The sequence below is a fragment of the Castellaniella hirudinis genome (assembly GCF_047468865.1).
Taxonomy (GTDB): domain Bacteria; phylum Pseudomonadota; class Gammaproteobacteria; order Burkholderiales; family Burkholderiaceae_B; genus Castellaniella; species Castellaniella hirudinis_A.
The window spans coordinates 53062-71955 of the sequence record NZ_JBLGTV010000003.1; the positions used below are offsets into that span (position 1 = coordinate 53062).

Consider the following 18894-nt stretch of genomic DNA (forward strand, 5'->3'; position numbering starts at 1 on the left):
GCGCGTCATCCATAGCAGATCGCTATAGCTGTTAGTGCCGGGCCGGGGCTTACCCCGGCCCGGCGTTCTGAGGATAATCGGTTTCATGACATCGAATACACGACCAAACCGACAGACGCGCGCCATCGCCGGCACGCCCGTGTTTTCCATCGGCCTGGGCTGCATGGGCCTGAGCCACGGCTATGGCCCGGCGGCTTCCGCCGAGCAGGCAAAATCCTTGCTGCTGGCCGCGCTGGATCACGGGGTAACCTTGTTCGATACGGCGGCCTTGTATGGTTTCGGGCACAACGAAACCTTGCTGGGCCAGGTGCTGCCGGCCCATCGCAGCCGGATTTTCCTGGCCAGCAAGTGCGGCCTCTTTCGGGGCCCGGACGGCTTGCGCCGCATCGACGGCCGCCCCGACACCCTGCGCCGCACCTGCGAAGAATCCTTGTCGCGCCTGCGCACCGAGACCATCGATCTGTACTATCTGCATCGCTGGGACAAATCCGTGCCCATCGAGGACAGCATTGGCGCCCTGGCGGATCTGGTTCGCGCCGGGAAAATCCGCCACATCGGGCTGTCCGAAGTCTCCGCCGGCACCTTGCGCCGGGCGCATGCCGTGCATCCCATTGCCGCTGTGCAAAGCGAATACGCCCTTTGGGCGCGCAACGTGGAAATCGGCGTGCTGCGGGCGTGCCGCGACATCGGGGCCGCGCTGGTGGCCTTCAGCCCCTTGGGCCGGGCCTTTCTGGCCGATGGCCTGCATGCGCTGGATGGCCTGTCGGAAGGCGATCTGCGGCGCCGCATGCCGCGCTTCCAGCCGGATGCCCTGGCGGCCAATCTGGCCCTGCTGGGGCTGTTGCGGGATCGCGCGCGGGCCTTGCGCTGCACCCCGGGGCAGTTGGCCCTGGCCTGGCTGCTGCACCAGGGGCCGGACATCATCCCCATCCCCGGGACCACCCAGCCGGCGCATCTGCGGGAAAACCTCGCGGCGGTGGATATCGTGCTGGATGATGCGCTGTCCGCCGAGCTGTCCGCCCATTTCGATCATCGCCGGGTGGCGGGCGACCGCTACGGGCCGGCCACGCTGCGGGAAATCGACACAGAACAATTCCCCGCCGCGTCGGCCTAGGGCGTTGCCGGGCCGCCGCCCGCGCGCGGCGTCTATCGTCTTTTTTATTCAGGAGCAATCATGCAGGACACACGACTGGGCTTGATCGGCTATGGCGAGGTCGGCGGGATTTTCTGCGCCGGCCTGGGGCCTCAGGTGCGGGCCGTCCGGGCCTGGGATCTCAAGCTGGCGGACGCGGCGGCGGCCGGGGCGCTGCAGGATCGGGCCGCGCGCGATGGCGTCGCCCTGTGCCTGTCGGCGGCGGAACTCTGCGCCGACAGCAATCTGGTGATCTCCGCCGTCACGGCCTCCAATACCGTGGCCGTGGCCCGCGAGGCCGCGATCTCCCTGCGCCCGGGAACCGTTTTCCTGGACCTGAATTCCGCCTCGCCCGGCGCCAAGCGCGAAGCCGCCGCCCTGATCGAGGCGGCGGGGGGGCGCTACGTCGAGGCCGGGGTCATGACCTCGGTGCCGCCCTATGGTATCCGGGTGCCGATGCTGTTGGGCGGCGCGCATGCGCAGGATCTGGCCGCCCGCCTGAATGCCTGGGGCATGGACGCGCAGGCGGTGTCCGCCGAGCTGGGCGTGGCGTCGGCCATCAAGATGTGCCGCAGCGTCATGATCAAAGGGCTGGAAGCCCTGGTCATCGAAAGCTATACCGCCGCGCGCGCCTATGGCGTCGAGGACTACGTCCTGCCCACTTTGCAGGAAACCTTCCCGTCCATCGACTGGACCGAGCAGGGGCGGTATTTCTACAGCCGGGTCGTGCAGCATGGCCGCCGCCGGGCCGAAGAAATGCGCGAAGTCGCCAACACCGTGCGCGAGGCCGGGTTTCAGCCCCTGATGGCGGCGGCGACGGCGGAAAAACAAGACTGGGTGGCCGGCCTGGCCGCCCAGGGGCTGTTTGCCGGCGTGCAGCAGGCGGGGGGCTGGCAGGCCTATGCCGATCGCCTGATCGGCCAGGCGGGCCCGGCCGACCAGCCCGCCTGATGCCGGGCCGTCGCCGTCCGGCCCGGCCCGCTGCGCCGGACGGCGACGGCCCGGACGGGCCTGGACGGCGGGTCACGATGCCAAAGGAGGCCATTGCCATGACCGAAGAATCCATCTATGTGTCGGGCCGTGAGCGCCGGCTGGACGCGGCGGATCGCATTGTTTTGACGACGGATCTCGATGGCCGCATCACATATGTGAATCGGGATTTCCTGCGCATCAGCGGCCATGCGGCCGAAGAAGTCATCGGCGCGTCGCAGGCCATCCTGCGCCACCCGCACATGCCGCGGGAACCCTTTGCCGACCTGATGCACACTGTGCGCCAGGGGCGATCCTGGTCGGGGCTGCTGAAAAATCGCTGCAAGAATGGCGATCATTACTGGGTGCGCGTCGATGCCGCCCCGTTGTTCCACGAAGGGCGGGTGGCGGGATATACCTCGATCCGAACGCGGCCCGAGCGCGCGCAAATCGACCAGGCCGATCAGGCGTATCGGGCGCTGGCCCAGGGCGAAAAGCGGATCGCCATCCAGGATGGGCGGATTGTGCGCCATCGCCGCGGCCGCCGCATGCGATCCTGGGCCCTGAAATATCAGCTCATGGCCTACGGCGGCGGGATGCTGCTGATTGCCGGCTTGCAGGCCGCCTGGCCCTGGGAACCCGTCCTGGCGGCCGCCTGGCTCTTGCTGCTGGGGCTGTGGGCGGTGGCGGGGGGGATCGGCCTGCACCAGGCGCTGGCCGGCCCCCTGAAACGCCTGCGCGGCGAAATAGAATGCATCAGCGCGGGCGACCTGTCGCGTGCGCTGCCGGTCGATCAGGCCGTTGAAATCGCCCGCCTGGCGCACGGCCTGCGCATTGTGCAGATCAACATGAAGCTGCTGCTGGTGCGTATCCTGGAGGCCACCGAGGTCGTCGTCATCGGCGTGCGCGACATCGCCCGGGGCGGCGGCGATTTGTCCAGCCGCACCGACACGCAGGCCAGTTCACTGGAAGAAACGGCGGCCGCGATCGAGCAGCTGGCCGGTTCCGTGCGCTTGAATACGGAAAGCGCCCGGCAGGCCACCCGGCAGGCGGGGACGCTGCAGCAGCTGGTGGGGCAGGGGGAAGCCTCGATGGCGGCGGTGGTGCGCACGATGGACGATATCCAGCAAGAAGCCCGGCGCATTGCCGACATCACCAGCGTCATCGACGGCATTGCATTCCAGACCAACATCCTGGCCCTGAACGCTTCCGTGGAAGCGGCCCGGGCCGGCCCGCAGGGCCGGGGGTTCGCCGTCGTGGCGGCCGAGGTTCGCACCCTGGCGCAGCGCACCACCGAGGCCGCGCACGAAATCGAAGCCCGCATCGCGGCTTCGGTGCGCGCCGTGGATACGGGGGCGGGCCAGGTGAGCCAGGCCAGGCAGGTGTCCACCGGGATCGGCGAGGCGGCCGACCGCTTCGCCGACCTGGTGCGCGAGATCGCCCTGGCCTGTCAGGAACAAGAACAGGGGATCGGCGAGATCAGCCAGGCGGCGAGCCAGATCGACCAGGCCGCCCGCAGCAGCGCCGGGCTGGTCGGCCAGGTGGCGCATGCGGCGGATCATATCCACGAGCAGGCGGAAGCCTTGCAGGCCCTGGTCGGCAGCTTCAGCTTATTTGAATCATCGACGGCGGATAGACCTGCTGCACCGTTGTCCGAATGAGGTCCAGAACGGCTTTCTGGGTCAGGGTGGTGATGCGCCCGGCCGCCGTGGCCAGGTAGAGGCGGCTGTGCAGTTCCGGCTGATTGATCAGGCGGATGTGATAGCGCTCCGGGTGGGCGGTGGTCAGCACCGCGTGCTCGGTCAGGATGGCGTAGCCGATGCCGTCGGCCACCAGATCCAGAATGGCGGGCACGCCGTCGATTTCCAGGCGGATATTGGGGCGGCAGCCGATCTGAGCCATATGGGATTCCAGCAGCATGCGCACCGTGTGCGGCCGGTTGGGGATGACCAGGGGGATGCCCGCCAGGGCTTGCAGGGAGATCGGCTGGGTGGCGGGATGGGGCCCCCGGGGGCCCACCAGGTACAGCAGCTCGTTGGTCAGCGGGCCGAGATCCAGATCCGCCGAGGTGGACGGGTTGTACAGCAGGGCGATGTCCAGGCGGCCCGCCAGCAGGGATTCCTGCATCATCAGCGACAGGCCTTCGCTGATGGACAGGGTGGCGTTGGGCAGTTGCTTGCGAAAAGCCCGGGTCAGCGGCACGGTCAGCATCTTCGAGGCGCTGGGGGCGATCCCCAGGGCCACCCGGCCCGCCAGCGCCCCCTGCACCCTGGACATGTCTTCCTTGGCGCGCTCGATCTGGTGCAGTATCCCTCGGCAGTGTTCCAGCAGCAGCTTGCCGGCTTCTGTGGTGGTGACCCCCCGGCCATTGCGGTTCAGCAGGTTCTGGCGCAGTTCGACCTCCAGCAGCCGAACCTGGCGGCTGATGGCCGGCTGGGCCACGTCCAGCGCGTGCGAGGCCTGGGTGAAGCTGCCCAGTTCGGCCACCCGGGCGAAGTATTCCAGCTGTTTGAGGTCCATATTAGGGTTTACCCTTAAAACTGATATACGAGTCTTTTTATTATATCAATCTGGCATAACTGCTAGTGCCGTCTTTCGCTTATTCGCAGGCTCGCCCACGGCCATAATGGCTGCAATACAGCCCTGGGGTGATGAGATGCAAACACCTGTCCCAACTTTATTCATGCGCGGCGGCACGTCGCGTGGTCCGTTTTTCCTGGAATCCGACCTGCCCGCGGAGACAGCGGCCCGCGACCGGGTTCTGCTGGCCGCCCTGGGGTCGCCCGATCCGCGCCAGATTGACGGTCTGGGCGGCGCGCATCCCTTGACCAGCAAGGCGGGCATCGTCCGGGCGGGAACCGCCGCCGGGGTGGATCTTGAATTCCTCTTTGCCCAGCTGCAGCCGGCCAACGACACCGTGGACACCACGGCCAACTGCGGCAACATGCTGGCGGCCGTGGTGCCCTTCGCCCTGGAGCGCGGGCTGATCCAGGCCCAAGGGGATGAAACCACGGCGCGTGTGCTCACCCGCAACACCGGCATGCTGTGCGACATCACGGTGCGGACGCCCCGGACGCCCGAGGGCCGCCGGGTCAGCTACGACGGCGCGGCGCGCATCGACGGGGTGCCCGGCACGTCCGCCCCGATCACCATCAATTTTCTGGATACGGCCGGCTCGGTGTGCAGCGGCCTGCTGCCGACGGGCCGGGTGCTGGACCGGCTGCGCGTGGAACCCCCGGCAACGGCGGATTTCGCCGCTTTCGACATCGAGGTCACCTGCATCGACAACGGCATGCCGCTGGTGCTGTTCCGCGCCGAGGATCTGGGCTGCACCGGCCGGGAGACCCCCGCCCAACTGAACGCGGACGCGGCGCTGAAGGCCCGGATCGAGGCCCTGCGTCTGGTGGCCGCCGAACGCATGGGCCTGGGCGACGTCAGCGGCCGCAATTATCCCAAGATGACGCTGGTATCCGCCCCGGAGGCGGGGGGGGCGATCAACACGCGCTGCTTCATTCCGCATGTCTGCCACGAAGCCATCGGCGTGCTGGCCGCAGTGACGGTGGGGACGGCCTGCGTGCTGGAAGGCAGCGTGCCGCACGCTCTGGCCCGCTTGCCGGACGGCCCGCGCAAGGCCGTTTCCATCGAACACCCCAGCGGTGAATTCACCGTCGAACTCGAACTCGACCCGCGCGATCCGCAGAAAGTCGTCCGCGCCGCCCTGTTGCGCACGGCGCGCCTGATCATGCGCGGCGAGGTCATGGTGCCCGCGGCGGCCTGGCCCGCCGATGCCGCCCCGGCCAACCGCTGATGCGGACAACTTACTAGGAGAATCTGTTTCCATGACTCGAAACCCCCTGATCATTGATTGCCATGGGCATTACACGACGGCCCCGCAGGCCCTGGCCGATTGGCGCGAGCGCCAGATCGCCGGCATCCAGGATCCCGGCCAGCGTCCGCAGGTGTCCGACCTGAAGATCAGCGATGATGATTTGCGCGAAAGCATCGAGACCAACCAATTGCGCCTGATGCGCGAGCGCGGGTCGGATCTGACGATTTTTTCGCCCCGGGCCAGCTTCATGGCGCACCACATCGGCGACTTCCAGGTCTCCAGCACCTGGGCGGCTCTGTGCAACGAACTTTGCCACCGCGTGGCCACCTTGTTTCCCGAACACTTCGCCATGGCGGCGATGCTGCCGCAGTCGCCCGGGGTCGATCCCGCCACCTGCCTGCCCGAGCTGCGGCGCAGCGTCGAGGAATACGGCGCCGTGGGCATCAACCTGAACCCGGATCCCTCCGGCGGCCACTGGACGGCGCCGCCGCTGTCGGATCATTCCTGGTATCCGATCTACGAGAAGATGGTGGAATACGACATCCCCGCCATGATTCATGTCTCGACCAGCTGCAATCCGTGCTTTCACACCACCGGCGCGCACTATCTGAATGCCGACACCACGGCGTTCATGCAGTGCCTGACTTCCGACCTGTTCAAGGATTTTCCCACCCTGCGCTTCATCATCCCGCACGGCGGCGGCGCGGCGCCCTACCACTGGGGGCGGTTTCGCGGCCTGGCCCAGGCGCTCAAGAAGCCCCTGCTGGACGAGCACCTGCTGAACAATATCTTTTTCGATACCTGCGTCTATCACCAGCCCGGCATCGACTTGCTGACGCGGGTCATCCCGGTGAAAAACGTGCTGTTTGCGTCCGAGATGATCGGCGCCGTGCGCGGTATCGACCCGGAGACCGGTCATTATTTCGACGACACCAAGCGCTACATCGAAGCCGCCGGCGTGCTGTCGGATGCCGACCGCTTCCAGATTTACGAAGGCAATGCCCGGCGCGTCTTCCCGCGCCTGGATGCCGCTTTGAAGGCCCGGGGCCTTTGAACCAGAGAGGATAATGGAAATGAGCAATCCCTTGAATCAGCTGGGTGTGGTGCACCGCAACATCCAACGCGCGGATGCCGCGGCGGTTCAGCACTTGTCGCAGTTCGGCGTCGCCACCATCCATGAAGCCATGGGGCGGGTGGGCCTGATGAAACCGGTCATGCGGCCGGTCTGGCGCGGGGCCAAGCTGTGCGGCACCGCCGTGACGGTGCTGCTGCAGCCGGGCGACAACTGGATGCTGCACGTGGCGGCCGAGCAAATCCAGCCGGGCGACGTGGTGGTGGCCGCCTGCACCGCCGACAGCACGGACGGGTTCTTTGGCGATCTGCTGGCCACGTCCTTCAAGGCGCGCGGCGCGGCGGGCCTGATCATCGACGGCGGGGTGCGCGACATCGACACGCTGGAATCCATGAATTTCCCCGTGTTCGCAAAGGCCATCAGCGCCCGCGGCACCATCAAGGCCACGCTGGGCTCGGTGAATATCCCGGTGGTGTGCGCCAGTGCGGCCGTGTCGCCCGGCGATGTGGTCGTCGCGGACACCGACGGCGTGGTCGTGGTGCCGGCCGCCCTGGCGGCGGCCGTGGCCGCCAAGGCCCAGGCCCGTGAAGACAACGAAGTCAGCAAGCGCGAGATTTTCGCGTCGGGCGTGCTGGGCCTTGATTACTACAAAATGCGCGAGGGCCTGCAGAAGGCGGGCCTGCAGTACCTGGATTGAGGATCGCCATGAGCGCCGTTCAAGATTTCGTGAAAACGCCGGGCTGGCTGGATTATTACGCCGACCCCAGCCGGCCCCGCTTTGGCCTGCCGCCCGATGCCGTGGATGCGCATTGCCATGTCTTTGGGCCCGGGGCCCTGTTCCCCTACGCGCCGCAACGCAAGTACACCCCGTGCGATGCGCCCAAGGAAGCCCTGTTCGCCTTGCGCGACCACCTGGGCTTTGCCAAAAATGTGATTGTGCAGGCCACCTGCCATGGCACGGACAACCGCGCCCTGGTGGATGCCTTGCAGGCGTCCGGCGGCCGCGCGCGCGGGGTGGCCACCGTCGCGCAGGACATCAGCGATGCCGAGTTGCAGGCGCTGCATGCCGCCGGCGTGCGCGGCACGCGCTTCAATTTCGTCAAGCGCCTGGCGGATTTCACGCCGCGCGAAGTGCTGGCCGATATCGCGGCGCGCATCGCGCCGCTGGGCTGGCACGTGGTGGTGTATTTCGAAGCCAAGGATTTGCCCGAGCTGTATGATTTCTTCACGGCTTTGCCCACGATCGTGGTGGTGGATCACATGGGCCGTCCCGATGTCACCCAGCCGGTGGACGGCCCCGAGTTCCAGCGCTTTGTCCAGTTGATGCGCGAACATCCCAATATCTGGTCCAAGGTCAGCTGCCCGGAACGCCTGAGCCAATCCGGCCCGCCGGCCCTGGACGGCCAGCGGCACGCCTACCAGGATGTCGTGCCGTTCGCCCGGCATCTGGTCGAGACCTTCCCCGACCGCGTGCTGTGGGGGACGGACTGGCCGCATCCCAACCTGAAATCCCACATGCCCGACGATGGCCTGCTGGTGGATTTCATTCCGCAGATTGCCCCGACCGCCGCGCTGCAGCGCCAGTTGCTGGTCGACAATCCCAACCGCTTGTACTGGAGTTGAGCCATGTCCTTGAACAAGCCCTATGCCGATATTCCCGGCACGACGATCTTCGATGCCGATCAGTCGCGCCTGGGCTATCACCTGAACCAATTTTGCATGTCCTTGATGAAGGCCGAGAATCGCCAGCGCTTCCTGGCCGACGAGCGGGCCTATCTGGACGAATGGCCCATGAGCGAGGCGCAGAAGCAGGCCGTGCTGGATCGTGACCTGAACCGCTGCCTCTCCCTGGGGGGGAATATTTATTTCCTGGCCAAGATCGGGGCCACGGACGGCCATTCGTTCCAGTACATGGCCGCCAGCATGACGGGCATGAGCCAGGAAGAATATGCCGCCATGATGCTGGCCGGCGGGCGTTCGGTTCAGGGTAATCGCAAAACCGGAGAACACTCATGAGCAATCCCCACGCCCGCATTACCGCCAGCGTGTATACGTCCCACGTGCCGGCCATCGGCGCCGCCCTGGATCTCGGCAAGTCGGGCAATGAATACTGGGCGCCGCTGTTCAAGGGCTATGAGTTTTCCAAGCAATGGCTGCGGGACAATACGCCCGACGTGATCTTCCTGGTCTATAACGACCATGCCACGGCCTTCAGCCTGGACATGATCCCGACTTTCGCCATAGGCTGCGCCGACGCCTTCCAGCCCGCCGACGAGGGCTGGGGCGCCCGTCCGGTGCCCACGGTGGTCGGGCACCCGGAACTTGCCGCCCATATCGCCCAGTCGGTGATCCAGCAGGATTTCGACCTGACCATCGTCAACAAGATGGATGTGGATCACGGCCTGACCGTGCCCTTGTCGCTGATGTGCGGCCAGCCGCAGGCCTGGCCCTGCCCGGTGATCCCGTTCGCGGTCAATGTGGTGCAGTATCCCGTGCCATCCGGCCAGCGCTGCTTTCAGCTGGGCCAGGCCATACGCCGGGCCATCGAGACCTTCGATCGCCCCTTGAACGTGCAAATCTGGGGCACGGGCGGCATGAGCCACCAGCTGCAGGGCCCGCGCGCCGGCCTGATCAACCGCGAATTCGACACCGCGTTCCTGGATCGCCTGATCGCCGATCCGGCGGGCCTGGCGGCCGTCCCCCATGTGGACTATGTACGCGAGGCGGGCTCGGAAGGCATCGAGCTGGTGATGTGGCTGATCGCCCGGGGCGCCATGGCCGACGTGGCCGGCGGGCCGGCCCCCCGTGTCGCCCATCGTTTCTACCATGTGCCGGCTTCCAATACGGCCGTGGGCCATTTGATCCTGGAGGAACAATCATGACGCAAGACGTGAAAGTCGCACTGGTCGGGGCAGGGGCCTTCGGCATCAAGCATCTGGACGGCATCGCCCGGATCGACGGCGTCGAGGTGGTCGCCCTGGTCAGCCGCGATCTGGACAAGACGCAGGCCATCGCCGACAAATACGGGATCGGGCAGGCGAGCACCGAACTGGACGACGTCCTGCGGCGCCCGGACGTCGATGCGGTGATTCTGTGCACGCCCACCCAGATGCACGCGGCCCAGGCCATGGCCTGCCTGCGGGCGGGCAAGCACGTGCAGGTCGAGATCCCGATGGCCGATACGCTGGCGGATGCCCAGGCGCTGGTGGCCTTGGCCCATGAAAGCGGGAAAATCGCCATGTGCGGCCACACGCGCCGCTTCAACCCCAGCCACCAGTACGTGCACCAGCGTATCCAGCGGGGCGAATTCCAGATCCAGCAGATGGATGTGCAGACGTATTTCTTTCGTCGCAGCAACATGAATGCGCTGGGCGAGCCGCGCAGCTGGACCGACCATCTGCTGTGGCACCACGCGGCCCATACCGTCGACCTGTTCGCCTACCAGTGCGGCAGTCCGGTGGTCAAGGCCAATGCCCTCCAGGGGCCGATCCATCCCACGTTGGGGATCGCCATGGACATGTCCATCCAGCTGCAGGCGGCCAACGGGGCGATCTGCACCCTGTCGCTCAGTTTCAACAACGACGGCCCGCTGGGCACGTTCTTTCGCTACATCGGCGACAGCGCCACCTACATCGCCCGCTACGACGACCTCGTCACGGGCCGCGACGAAGTCATCGACGTCAGCCAGGTGGCGGTGTCGATGAACGGCATCGAACTGCAGGATCGGGAATTCTTCGCCGCGATCCGCGAGGGGCGCGAGCCCAACGCCAGCGTGGCGCAAGTGCTGCCGTGCTACCGGGTTCTGCACGATCTTGAGCAACAACTGTCCAGCTGAAATGGCTGGTTATCCGACAACACCAGGAGAGAGACCATGAAAGTCATCAAGACCCTCGGCGCCGTGGCATTGGCCATCGGTGCCATGACATTGACCCCCGCCCACGCCAAAGACTTGAAAATCGGCGTCGTCATGCCCATGTCCGGCCCCTTCGCCGCCCATGGCAAGCAGCTGCAACACGGCATCGACCTGTATCTGGCCGAGCATGGCGATGAAGTGGCCGGCCGTAAGGTGAAAGTCCTGATCAAGGACGACACCGGGATTTCGCCCGCCGTGGCCAAGCGCCAGGCCCAGGAGCTCCTGATCAAGGACAAGGTCGATATTCTGGCCGGTTTCACCCTGACGCCCAATGCGTTCTCGGTCGCGCCGCTGGCCACCGAGGCCAAGGTGCCGATGGTGGTGCTCAACGCCGCCACCTCGTCCATCACCGAGAAATCCCCCAACATCGTGCGGGTGTCCATGACCCTGCCGCAGGTGACGGCTCCGATGGCGCAATGGGCGTATGACAACGGCGTCCGTTCCGTCTACACGCTGGTGTCCGACTACGGCCCGGGGCACGACGCGGAGAAGCAGTTCCAGAAAAGCTTTACCGCGCTGGGCGGCAAGATCATCGGCGAAGTCCGCACCCCGGTGGCCACGCCCGATTACGCACCGTACCTGCAGCGCATCAAGGACGCCAAGCCCGACGCCGTGTTCCTGTTCGTGCCCAATGGCGAACAGGGCGTCGCCCTGGCCAAAGGCTTCAAGGAACGCGGCCTGGATCAGGCCGGCATCAAAGAACTGGCCACGGGCGACGTGACCGACGAAGACGTGCTGGACGCCATGGGCGAGGCCGCCGTGGGCATGATTACGTCGTTCCATTATTCGGCGGTGCATGATTCCCCCGAAAATAAGGCCTTCACCGCCGCCTATGCCAAAGCCTATCCCAATGACCGGCCCAACTTCATGGCCGCGGCGGGCTACGACGGCATGCACCTGATCTACGAAGCCCTGGAAAAAACCAAGGGCGATGCCGGTGCGGATGCCTTTATCGCCGCCGCCAAGGGCATGCAGTGGAACAGCCCGCGCGGCCCCGTGCAGATCGACCCCGAGACACGCGATATCGTCCAGGACGTCTACATCCGCAAGGTCGAAAAGGTCGACGGGGTGCTGCAAAACGTGGAATTCGACAAGATCGAAGCGGTCAAAGACCCGGGCAAGCAGGGTTGATCCCCAGGCCGGCGGCCGTCGCGCACCCCGCGCCGGCCGCCGGCCGGATTCCTGCCGGGGCGGCTTCACCCGAGGGCGCCGCCCGTCCCCCTCACCAGGATAAATCATGACTATATTGTTCGATGGGCTCGCCTACGGGATGCTGTTGTTCCTCATCAGCGTCGGCTTGTCCGTGACGCTGGGTTTGATGAACTTCGTCAACTTGGCGCATGGCGCGTTCGCCATGCTGGGCGGTTATGCCTGTGTCATTTTGCTGAATGACTACGGCGTGCCTTTTTTGGCCACGCTGCCGGCGGCGATCTTGGTGCCCGCCCTGGTCGGCATGGTGCTGGAACGCTTTCTGTACCGCCGCCTGTATGCGGCCTCGGAGCTCGACCAGGTGCTGTTTTCCATCGGCCTGGTGTTCATGGCCGTGGCCTCGGCGCACTTTTTCTTCGGCGCGCGCCAGCAGCCCTTGCATTTGCCCGAGTTTCTGTCGGGCCAGGTGCAGGTGATGCAGGGGCTCGATGTCGGCGTGTATCGCCTGTTCTTGATCATCGCCGGCCTGCTGGTGGCGGCCTTGCTGCAATTTACCGTGATCCGCACCTCGTTCGGCGCGCGTCTGCGGGCCGCGGTGGACAACCAGCGGGTGGCGCGCGGCATGGGGGTGGACGTCAATCGCGTCTTCAGCCTGACCTTCGCCCTGGGCTCGGCCCTGGCGGGGCTGGGCGGCGCCCTGGGGGTGGAAATGCTGGGTCTGGACCCGGAATTCCCCGTGAAATACCTGGTGTATTTTCTGATCGTGGTGTCGGTGGGGGGCAGCGGCAATATCCTGGGATCCCTGTACGCCGCGATATTGCTGGGCGTGGCCGATGTGGCGGGCAAGTATTACATCCCGCAAGTCGGCGCCTTCATTATCTATGCCGTGATGGTCGTGACGCTGATTTACCGCCCGCATGGCCTGTTTGGCCGCCCTCACCGATAGGAATCTGACATGAAAAGCGCTTTTCCAAGCGGGGCCGGCCGCGGCCAAGGGGAAAACCGGGCCGCCGTGCTGGCCGCCTATCGCCGCACGGCGCATTGGAAGCCCCTGGAATACCTCTTCTGGTGTTTGCCCGTCCTGGCTTATTTTGTATTTCCCGACAATTATCTGCTGCTCAGTCAGATTGTCATCACGGCCTTGTTCGCCCTGTCGCTGGATTTGATCTTCGGCTATGCCGGGGTCATTTCCCTGGGCCATGCCGCCTTTTTCGGCATCGGGGCCTATACCGTGGGCCTGCTGGGCTCGCACGGCCTGGGCGACCCCCTGCTGGGCCTGGTGCTGGCCGCCTTTTTCGCTGCCGTCATCGGGTTTTTCAGCAGTTTCCTGCTGCTGCGCGGCAATGATCTGTCGCGCCTCATGGTGACGCTGGGCGTCGCCTTGATGCTGTACGAGCTGGCCAATAAATTCACCGACATCACCGGCGGCGTGGATGGCATGCCGGGCATCGAGATCAAGCCGATTCTGGGCTTCCTGGATTTCGATATGTTTGGCCGCGTGGGCTATGTGTATTCCACGGTCGTGCTGTTTGTGCTGTTCTGGCTGGCGCGCCGCCTGGTGTATTCGCCGTTCGGTCAGAGTCTGCGCGGCATCCACATGAATGCCCTGCGCATGCCGGCCCTGGGGGTTCCGGTGAACAACCGGCTGGTGCGGGTGTACACCATCGGCGCGGCCTATGCCGGGGTGGCGGGGGCCTTGCTGGCCCAGACCAATCAATTCGTGTCCCTGGACGTGCTGGGCTTCCAGCGTTCGGCCGACTTGCTGCTGATCCTGATCCTGGGCGGCGCGGGCCATCTGTACGGCGGCCTGGTCGGCGCCATCGTTTTCGTCATGATCAACTATTTCCTGTCTGATATGAATCCGCAATATTGGCAGTTCTGGCTGGGTCTGATCCTGGTGCTGGTCGTGTTGTTCGCCCGGGGCGGCATTCTGGGCACCGCGCAGCAATGGATTCGGGCCTCCCGGCATCGGGCCAGGGCGCAGGCCGACAAGGCGGGCGCCGGCAAGCGTTCGGAGGCCGCATCATGAATCCCGTTTTGCAAACGCATGATCTGGTGCGGAACTTCGGCGGCTTCGTGGCCACGGACAAGGTCAACCTGGCGGTCGCGCCCGGCGCCCGGCACGCCCTGATCGGCCCCAACGGGGCCGGCAAGACCACGCTGATCAATCTGCTGACGGGGTATCTGGAACCCACGTCGGGCCGGGTCAGCCTGCTGGGGCAGGACGTCACGCAGATGCCGCAGCATGCGCGCTGCCGTCAAGGGCTGGTGCGCACGTTCCAGATCAACCAGTTGTTCATGGGCATGACCGTTCTGGAATCCGTGGCGCTGGCGGTGGCGGAGCACCAAGGCATCGGCACCCAGTGGTGGAAACCGCTGGCGTCCCATGGCGAAGTCCTGGACGAGGCCGCCGCCATTCTGGAGCAGCTGCACTTGCTGGACGATGCCTACGAACTGACGCGCGATCTGGCCTATGGCCGCCAGCGCCTGATCGAGATCGCGCTGGCCCTGGCCCTGCGCCCCAAGGTGCTGCTGCTGGACGAACCCGCCGCCGGGGTGCCCACGGGCGAATCCCGCGAGCTGTTCGAAACCATTGCGCAACTGCCGGCGGACGTCAGCATCCTGTTGATCGAGCACGATATGAACCTGGTTTTCAGTTTCGCGCAGCGCATCTCCGTGCTGGTGTCCGGCGCCCTGCTGCTGGAAGACACCCCGGAGGTCATCGCCCGCCACCCGAAGGTCAAAGAAGTCTATCTCGGAGAATCCCATGGCTGAAATGCTGCGTATGGAACACGTCTGGGCCGGTTATGGCGACGCGGTCATCCTCGAAGATGTGTCGTTTTCCCTGGCGGCGGGCGGCAGTCTGGCCTTGCTGGGGCGCAACGGCATGGGGAAAACCACGCTGCTGGCCACCTTGATGGGGGCCACGCGCCTGCGCCAGGGGCAGATCGTTTTCGAAGGCGCCGACATCGCCCGCGTGCCCAGCCATTTGCGGGCGCGCCGGGGCCTGGGCTGGGTGCCCCAGGAGCGCGACATCTTCCGCTCGTTGACGGTAGAGGAAAACCTGACCGTGGTGGCCCGGCCCGGAGAATGGACGCTGGCGCGTGTCTACGAGATGTTCCCCAGGCTGCACGACCGCCGCCAGAACCTGGGCAACCAGCTTTCGGGCGGCGAACAGCAGATGCTGGCCATGGGCCGGGCGCTGATGCTGAACCCCAAGGTGCTGCTGCTGGACGAGCCGCTGGAAGGCCTGGCCCCCCTGATTGCCCAGGAATTGCTGCATATCATCAATCGCATGGTGTCCGAAGGCCGCCTCGCGGTGATTCTGGTCGAGCAGCACGCCCGGCAGATTCTGCCGATCACCCACCATGCGCTGGTGCTGGAACGCGGCAGGGTGGTGTATTCCGGCGAGAGCGCCGCGCTGCTGCGGGATGCGGAGCAACTGGATCGTTTGCTGGGGGCCGGCTCCACCGAAACGTCGGCCCCGAAGCCCCAGCGGGAGATGATCCCGGCCATTGCGGCCATCCAGGAGGAGCATCGCGCCATCGCCGCGCTCCTGAGCGCCTTGACCCATATTCTGGCCGGCATCGAATCGGGACGGCTCCAGCCGGACTTCACCCTGCTGTCCAGCATGATCGAATACATTGCCGAAATGCCCGATAAGCTGCACCATCCCAAGGAAGATCGGATTTTCGCCCTGTTGCGCGGCAAGACCCGCGAGGTCGACGCCCAACTCGACATGCTGGAGGCCGAGCACCGCGATACCATTGCCGCCACCAGCCGCCTGGATCGGGCCCTGGTGCATTACATGCAGGGCGGCGCGCCGGCCTTTGCCAGTTTCCGGGATGCCGTGCGCCTGTACATCGCCGACGAATGGCGCCACCTGAACACCGAGGAATCCAGCATCCTGCCCGTGGCGCGGCGCTTGTTCACCCCGGAGGACTGGCAGGACATCAATGCGGACTTCGCCCGCAACGGCGACCCCTGGTCCGGGCCGGACAACCGCTATGCATCGCTGTTCAAACGGATCACCAACCTGGCGCCCGCCCCGGTCGGGGTGGGGCCGGCCGCCGGGGCGGATTGAAAAACAGGGCTCGTATTTGCGCGATAATGAGCGCCATGGATACGACTTTGATTTCTGTTTTGGTGGCCGGCAAGACAACCGTGGCCCGGGACACGGTTTGCTTTGAGTTCACCCCCATGAGCGGGACGGCGTTGCCCGCCTATGCGCCCGGGGCGCACATCGACGTGCACTTGCCCGGCGGGCTGATCCGCCCTTATTCCCTGCTGGACGCCGGCGCCGAGGCGCCGCCGGCCCGCTATCGCATCGCGGTGCTGCGCGAGACCGCTTCGCGTGGCGGGTCGGTGGCCCTGCACGACCGCGTGCGGGTGGGGGACATCCTGCAGGTCACGGCCCCGCGCAACCGCTTTCCGCTGGTGCCCGCCGCCCACAGCGTGCTGTTCGCCGGGGGCATCGGGGTCACGCCCCTGTGGTGCATGGGGCAGCGGCTGCTGGCCCAGGGGGCCAGCTTCGCCTTGCACTACAGCAGCCGCACCGCCGCGCGGGCGGCGTTCCTGGCGGACATCCGCCAGGGGTTCGCGGGTCATGCGCACTGCTACTTCGACGATCAGCCCGACCGGGCGCTGGACGTCGCCGCCATTCTGGCCGGCTGTCCCGCCGATACCCAGGCCTATATCTGCGGCCCGGCGGGCTATATCGATGCGGTGCAGTCGCGGGTGCGGGCGGCGGGGCTGGCGGCCGACCGCATCCACATCGAGCAATTCGCCCTGGATGCGGCCGACCGGCCCGCGATCACCGCCACGGACGTGGCGTTTCAAGTGCAGTTGGACAGCACGGGCGAAATCTTCGATATCCCGGCGGACGAATCCATTACCTCGGCCCTCGACCGGCAAGGGGTGTTCATCCCGGTTTCCTGCGAAGAAGGCATTTGCGGCACCTGCCTGACCGGCCTGAAAGGCGGCATCCCCGACCACCGCGACACCTACCTGACCGACGAGGAACACGCGGCCAACGACCAGTTCATGCCCTGTTGTTCGCGTGCAAAAACCCCACTGCTGATCCTGGATCTTTAACCTGGGTCAAGTTTTGGTCAAGTCCCTATTGGCAGTGTGGTTTTGTTCGATTATAAGTTTTCTCTTGTGCTTGAAAACAAGGGAAAATCCATGCGAAATTTGCGTGTCAGTACACGGTTGATCATCGGGTTCGGGTTCATCCTGACGCTGATGCTGTTGATGTCGGGCATCGGCGCCTGGAAAATGCTCGACATCAAAAGCGGCAGCGAATTCCTGCAAACGCGCCAGGCCGTCAATGCGCTCATCGGCGATTGGGCGCGGCAGGTCGAAGTCAATGTCAATCAGGCCCAGGCCCTCAACCTGGTGCCCGACGAAAAAGCCAAGGCCCTGTTTCGCCATGGGATGGAAGCCTCGTCCGCCCGGGCCAGCCAGATTCAGCGCGATTTGCAGGCCCAGCTGATCCTGCCTGCGGGCCAGGCCCTGTTCGATGAGGTCGTGGCCGCCCGGCAGGCGTACCTGGCGGGCCGGGGCCAGGCCCTGGCGGCGCAGCAGGCGGGCGACCTGGCGGCGGCCACCACCTTGTTCTTTACGACGCTGCCCCAGCTGGCGGCCGATTATCAAACCCGCATCGCCAAGCTTGCCAAATACCAGGATGAATACAGCAGCGGGGTCTTTGCCGACAACCAGCACAGCATCCAGATGGGGCTGACCGCCTTGGCGCTGGCGACCGGGCTGGCCCTGATCCTGGGGCCGCTGCTGGCCTGGTTCATCGCGCGCGGCCTGGTGCGTCAACTGGGGGGCGAGCCCGCCGCCGCAGCCGCCGTGGCCCGGCGGATTGCCGCCGGCGACTTGTCCGCCGTGATTCAAACCCGCCCCGGCGATCACGACAGCCTGCTGTTCGCCATGCGCCAGATGCAGGATAATCTGGCCGCCGTGGTGGCCGACGTGCGCCACGGCGCCCAGTCGGTGGCTTCGGCCTCCACCCAGATCACTGCGGGCAACCTGGATCTTTCCGCCCGCACCGAGCAGCAGGCCAGTTCATTGGCGGAAACCGCCGCCACCATGGAAGAACTGACCGCCACGGTGCGCCAGAACGCGGACAATGCCGTCCTGGCCAACGAGCTGGCCGATACGGCGTCGCGGGCGGCGGCGCAGGGGGGCGTCATCGTCGGTGAACTGGTCGGCACCATGGCCGAAATAGACACCCGCTCCGGCCAGGTGGCCGACATCATCGGGGTGATCGACACCATTGCTTTCCAGACCAATATCCTGGCCCTGAATGCGGCGGTGGAAGCCGCCCGGGCGGGTCAGCAGGGGCGCGGCTTCGCCGTGGTGGCGGCCGAAGTGCGGGCGCTGGCGCAGCGTTCGGCCTCGGCGGCCCGGGAGATCAAAGCGCTCATCGAGACCTCGGCGGATTCCACCCACCGGGGCAACCAGCAGGCCGCCCTGGCCGGCCAGGCCATGCAGAAAATCGTCGACAGCATCCATCGGGTCACGGACATCATGGGCGAGATCAGCGCGGCCAGCCGCGAGCAATCCTCGGGCATCCAGGAAGTCAGCACCACGGTGATGCAAATGGACGACGTGACCCGCCAGAACGCCAGCCTGGTCGAGGAATCCGCCGCAGCGGCCACCAGCCTGAACGATCAGGCGACCAGCCTGGCCCAGCTGGTCACGCATTTCCGCCTGGGCGACCTGCTGGAAATGCCCGCTGCGGCTCACGGGGCCGCGGTGCGTATGATCGCCGGCGACCAGCCGATGGTGCGGGCGGCCTGAGGCTTTCGAGGGGCGGCCGG

Annotated in this window: 18 protein-coding genes and 1 pseudogene; 18 read left to right on the forward strand and 1 reads right to left on the reverse strand. The window is 65.9% G+C overall.

Features of this window, described 5'->3' with window-relative positions:
* Window positions 1–85: 85 nt before the first annotated feature.
* From ACMHYJ_RS05720 to ACMHYJ_RS05730, 3 genes are all read left to right on the forward strand, one after another.
* Window positions 86–1114, forward strand: a complete 1029-nt coding sequence (locus tag ACMHYJ_RS05720) for an aldo/keto reductase (RefSeq protein ID WP_414245249.1) — start codon at window positions 86–88, stop codon at window positions 1112–1114.
* Window positions 1115–1174: 60 nt separating this feature from the next.
* The gene (locus ACMHYJ_RS05725) at window positions 1175–2083 is read left to right on the forward strand and encodes a DUF1932 domain-containing protein (protein ID WP_414245250.1); all 909 of its coding nucleotides are present in this window, start codon (window positions 1175–1177) and stop codon (window positions 2081–2083) included.
* Between the two features lie 98 nt (window positions 2084–2181).
* Window positions 2182–3762 (forward strand): methyl-accepting chemotaxis protein, encoded by a 1581-nt coding sequence (locus tag ACMHYJ_RS05730; RefSeq protein WP_414245251.1) that lies wholly within the window; start codon window positions 2182–2184, stop codon window positions 3760–3762.
* Here ACMHYJ_RS05730 and ACMHYJ_RS05735 read toward each other — a convergent pair.
* Window positions 3707–4621 (reverse strand): LysR substrate-binding domain-containing protein, encoded by a 915-nt coding sequence (locus ACMHYJ_RS05735; RefSeq protein WP_414245252.1) that lies wholly within the window; start codon window positions 4619–4621, stop codon window positions 3707–3709. The genes ACMHYJ_RS05730 and ACMHYJ_RS05735 overlap by 56 nt on opposite strands.
* 136 nt (window positions 4622–4757) lie before the next feature.
* Here ACMHYJ_RS05735 and ACMHYJ_RS05740 point away from each other — a divergent pair, with 136 nt between their 5' ends.
* From ACMHYJ_RS05740 to ACMHYJ_RS05810, 15 genes and pseudogenes are all read left to right on the forward strand, one after another.
* Entirely contained in the window at window positions 4758–5909 is a 1152-nt protein-coding gene (locus ACMHYJ_RS05740) for a 4-oxalomesaconate tautomerase (protein WP_414245253.1), read from the forward strand.
* Between the two features lie 46 nt (window positions 5910–5955).
* Complete coding sequence (locus ACMHYJ_RS05745) at window positions 5956–6984, forward strand: amidohydrolase family protein (protein WP_414245487.1); 1029 nt, start codon at window positions 5956–5958, stop codon at window positions 6982–6984.
* A 19-nt stretch (window positions 6985–7003) separates the two neighbouring features.
* Window positions 7004–7699: a 4-carboxy-4-hydroxy-2-oxoadipate aldolase/oxaloacetate decarboxylase gene (gene ligK / locus ACMHYJ_RS05750; RefSeq protein ID WP_414245254.1), complete on the forward strand. Its 696-nt coding sequence runs from the start codon at window positions 7004–7006 to the stop codon at window positions 7697–7699.
* A gap of 8 nt (window positions 7700–7707) precedes the next feature.
* A complete protein-coding gene (locus tag ACMHYJ_RS05755) occupies window positions 7708–8625 on the forward strand; it encodes an amidohydrolase family protein (protein ID WP_414245255.1) in 918 nt (305 codons plus the stop codon).
* A gap of 3 nt (window positions 8626–8628) precedes the next feature.
* Window positions 8629–9018 carry a protocatechuate 4,5-dioxygenase subunit alpha gene (ligA, locus tag ACMHYJ_RS05760; RefSeq protein ID WP_414245256.1) on the forward strand — a complete coding sequence of 130 codons (390 nt, stop codon included), beginning with the start codon at window positions 8629–8631 and terminating at the stop codon, window positions 9016–9018.
* Window positions 9015–9884 (forward strand): class III extradiol dioxygenase subunit beta, encoded by an 870-nt coding sequence (locus ACMHYJ_RS05765; protein ID WP_414245257.1) that lies wholly within the window; start codon window positions 9015–9017, stop codon window positions 9882–9884. Before ligA ends, ACMHYJ_RS05765 begins: the two co-directional genes overlap by 4 nt.
* A complete protein-coding gene (locus tag ACMHYJ_RS05770) occupies window positions 9881–10837 on the forward strand; it encodes a Gfo/Idh/MocA family oxidoreductase (protein WP_414245258.1) in 957 nt (318 codons plus the stop codon). Before ACMHYJ_RS05765 ends, ACMHYJ_RS05770 begins: the two co-directional genes overlap by 4 nt.
* A gap of 36 nt (window positions 10838–10873) precedes the next feature.
* A complete protein-coding gene (locus tag ACMHYJ_RS05775; RefSeq protein WP_414245259.1) occupies window positions 10874–12046 on the forward strand; it encodes an ABC transporter substrate-binding protein in 1173 nt (390 codons plus the stop codon).
* Window positions 12047–12152: 106 nt separating this feature from the next.
* Window positions 12153–13010 carry a branched-chain amino acid ABC transporter permease gene (locus ACMHYJ_RS05780; protein WP_414245260.1) on the forward strand — a complete coding sequence of 286 codons (858 nt, stop codon included), beginning with the start codon at window positions 12153–12155 and terminating at the stop codon, window positions 13008–13010.
* A gap of 9 nt (window positions 13011–13019) precedes the next feature.
* The gene (locus tag ACMHYJ_RS05785) at window positions 13020–14093 is read left to right on the forward strand and encodes a branched-chain amino acid ABC transporter permease (RefSeq protein ID WP_414245261.1); all 1074 of its coding nucleotides are present in this window, start codon (window positions 13020–13022) and stop codon (window positions 14091–14093) included.
* Window positions 14090–14839, forward strand: a complete 750-nt coding sequence (locus ACMHYJ_RS05790; protein WP_414245262.1) for an ABC transporter ATP-binding protein — start codon at window positions 14090–14092, stop codon at window positions 14837–14839. The genes ACMHYJ_RS05785 and ACMHYJ_RS05790 overlap by 4 nt, the downstream gene beginning before the upstream one ends.
* Window positions 14832–15521 (forward strand): annotated as a pseudogene (locus ACMHYJ_RS05795) (ABC transporter ATP-binding protein); the annotation flags it as partial. The gene ACMHYJ_RS05790 and the pseudogene ACMHYJ_RS05795, both read left to right, overlap by 8 nt.
* A 45-nt stretch (window positions 15522–15566) precedes the next feature.
* Complete coding sequence (locus ACMHYJ_RS05800) at window positions 15567–16148, forward strand: hemerythrin domain-containing protein (RefSeq protein ID WP_414245488.1); 582 nt, start codon at window positions 15567–15569, stop codon at window positions 16146–16148.
* A 35-nt stretch (window positions 16149–16183) separates the two neighbouring features.
* A complete protein-coding gene (locus ACMHYJ_RS05805) occupies window positions 16184–17158 on the forward strand; it encodes a PDR/VanB family oxidoreductase (RefSeq protein ID WP_414245263.1) in 975 nt (324 codons plus the stop codon).
* A 90-nt stretch (window positions 17159–17248) separates the two neighbouring features.
* Window positions 17249–18874: a methyl-accepting chemotaxis protein gene (locus ACMHYJ_RS05810; protein WP_414245264.1), complete on the forward strand. Its 1626-nt coding sequence runs from the start codon at window positions 17249–17251 to the stop codon at window positions 18872–18874.
* Window positions 18875–18894: the final 20 nt, after the last annotated feature.

Coding starts and splice junctions, on each gene's coding strand:
- ACMHYJ_RS05720 (WP_414245249.1), top strand. CDS start 86: ATGACATCGAATACACGACCAAACCGACAGACGCGCGCCATCGCCGGC.
- ACMHYJ_RS05725 (WP_414245250.1), top strand. CDS start 1,175: ATGCAGGACACACGACTGGGCTTGATCGGCTATGGCGAGGTCGGCGGG.
- ACMHYJ_RS05730 (WP_414245251.1), top strand. CDS start 2,182: ATGACCGAAGAATCCATCTATGTGTCGGGCCGTGAGCGCCGGCTGGAC.
- ACMHYJ_RS05735 (WP_414245252.1), bottom strand. CDS start 4,621: ATGGACCTCAAACAGCTGGAATACTTCGCCCGGGTGGCCGAACTGGGC.
- ACMHYJ_RS05740 (WP_414245253.1), top strand. CDS start 4,758: ATGCAAACACCTGTCCCAACTTTATTCATGCGCGGCGGCACGTCGCGT.
- ligK (WP_414245254.1), top strand. CDS start 7,004: ATGAGCAATCCCTTGAATCAGCTGGGTGTGGTGCACCGCAACATCCAA.
- ACMHYJ_RS05755 (WP_414245255.1), top strand. CDS start 7,708: ATGAGCGCCGTTCAAGATTTCGTGAAAACGCCGGGCTGGCTGGATTAT.
- ligA (WP_414245256.1), top strand. CDS start 8,629: ATGTCCTTGAACAAGCCCTATGCCGATATTCCCGGCACGACGATCTTC.
- ACMHYJ_RS05765 (WP_414245257.1), top strand. CDS start 9,015: ATGAGCAATCCCCACGCCCGCATTACCGCCAGCGTGTATACGTCCCAC.
- ACMHYJ_RS05770 (WP_414245258.1), top strand. CDS start 9,881: ATGACGCAAGACGTGAAAGTCGCACTGGTCGGGGCAGGGGCCTTCGGC.
- ACMHYJ_RS05775 (WP_414245259.1), top strand. CDS start 10,874: ATGAAAGTCATCAAGACCCTCGGCGCCGTGGCATTGGCCATCGGTGCC.
- ACMHYJ_RS05780 (WP_414245260.1), top strand. CDS start 12,153: ATGACTATATTGTTCGATGGGCTCGCCTACGGGATGCTGTTGTTCCTC.
- ACMHYJ_RS05785 (WP_414245261.1), top strand. CDS start 13,020: ATGAAAAGCGCTTTTCCAAGCGGGGCCGGCCGCGGCCAAGGGGAAAAC.
- ACMHYJ_RS05790 (WP_414245262.1), top strand. CDS start 14,090: ATGAATCCCGTTTTGCAAACGCATGATCTGGTGCGGAACTTCGGCGGC.
- ACMHYJ_RS05800 (WP_414245488.1), top strand. CDS start 15,567: ATGATCCCGGCCATTGCGGCCATCCAGGAGGAGCATCGCGCCATCGCC.
- ACMHYJ_RS05805 (WP_414245263.1), top strand. CDS start 16,184: ATGGATACGACTTTGATTTCTGTTTTGGTGGCCGGCAAGACAACCGTG.
- ACMHYJ_RS05810 (WP_414245264.1), top strand. CDS start 17,249: ATGCGAAATTTGCGTGTCAGTACACGGTTGATCATCGGGTTCGGGTTC.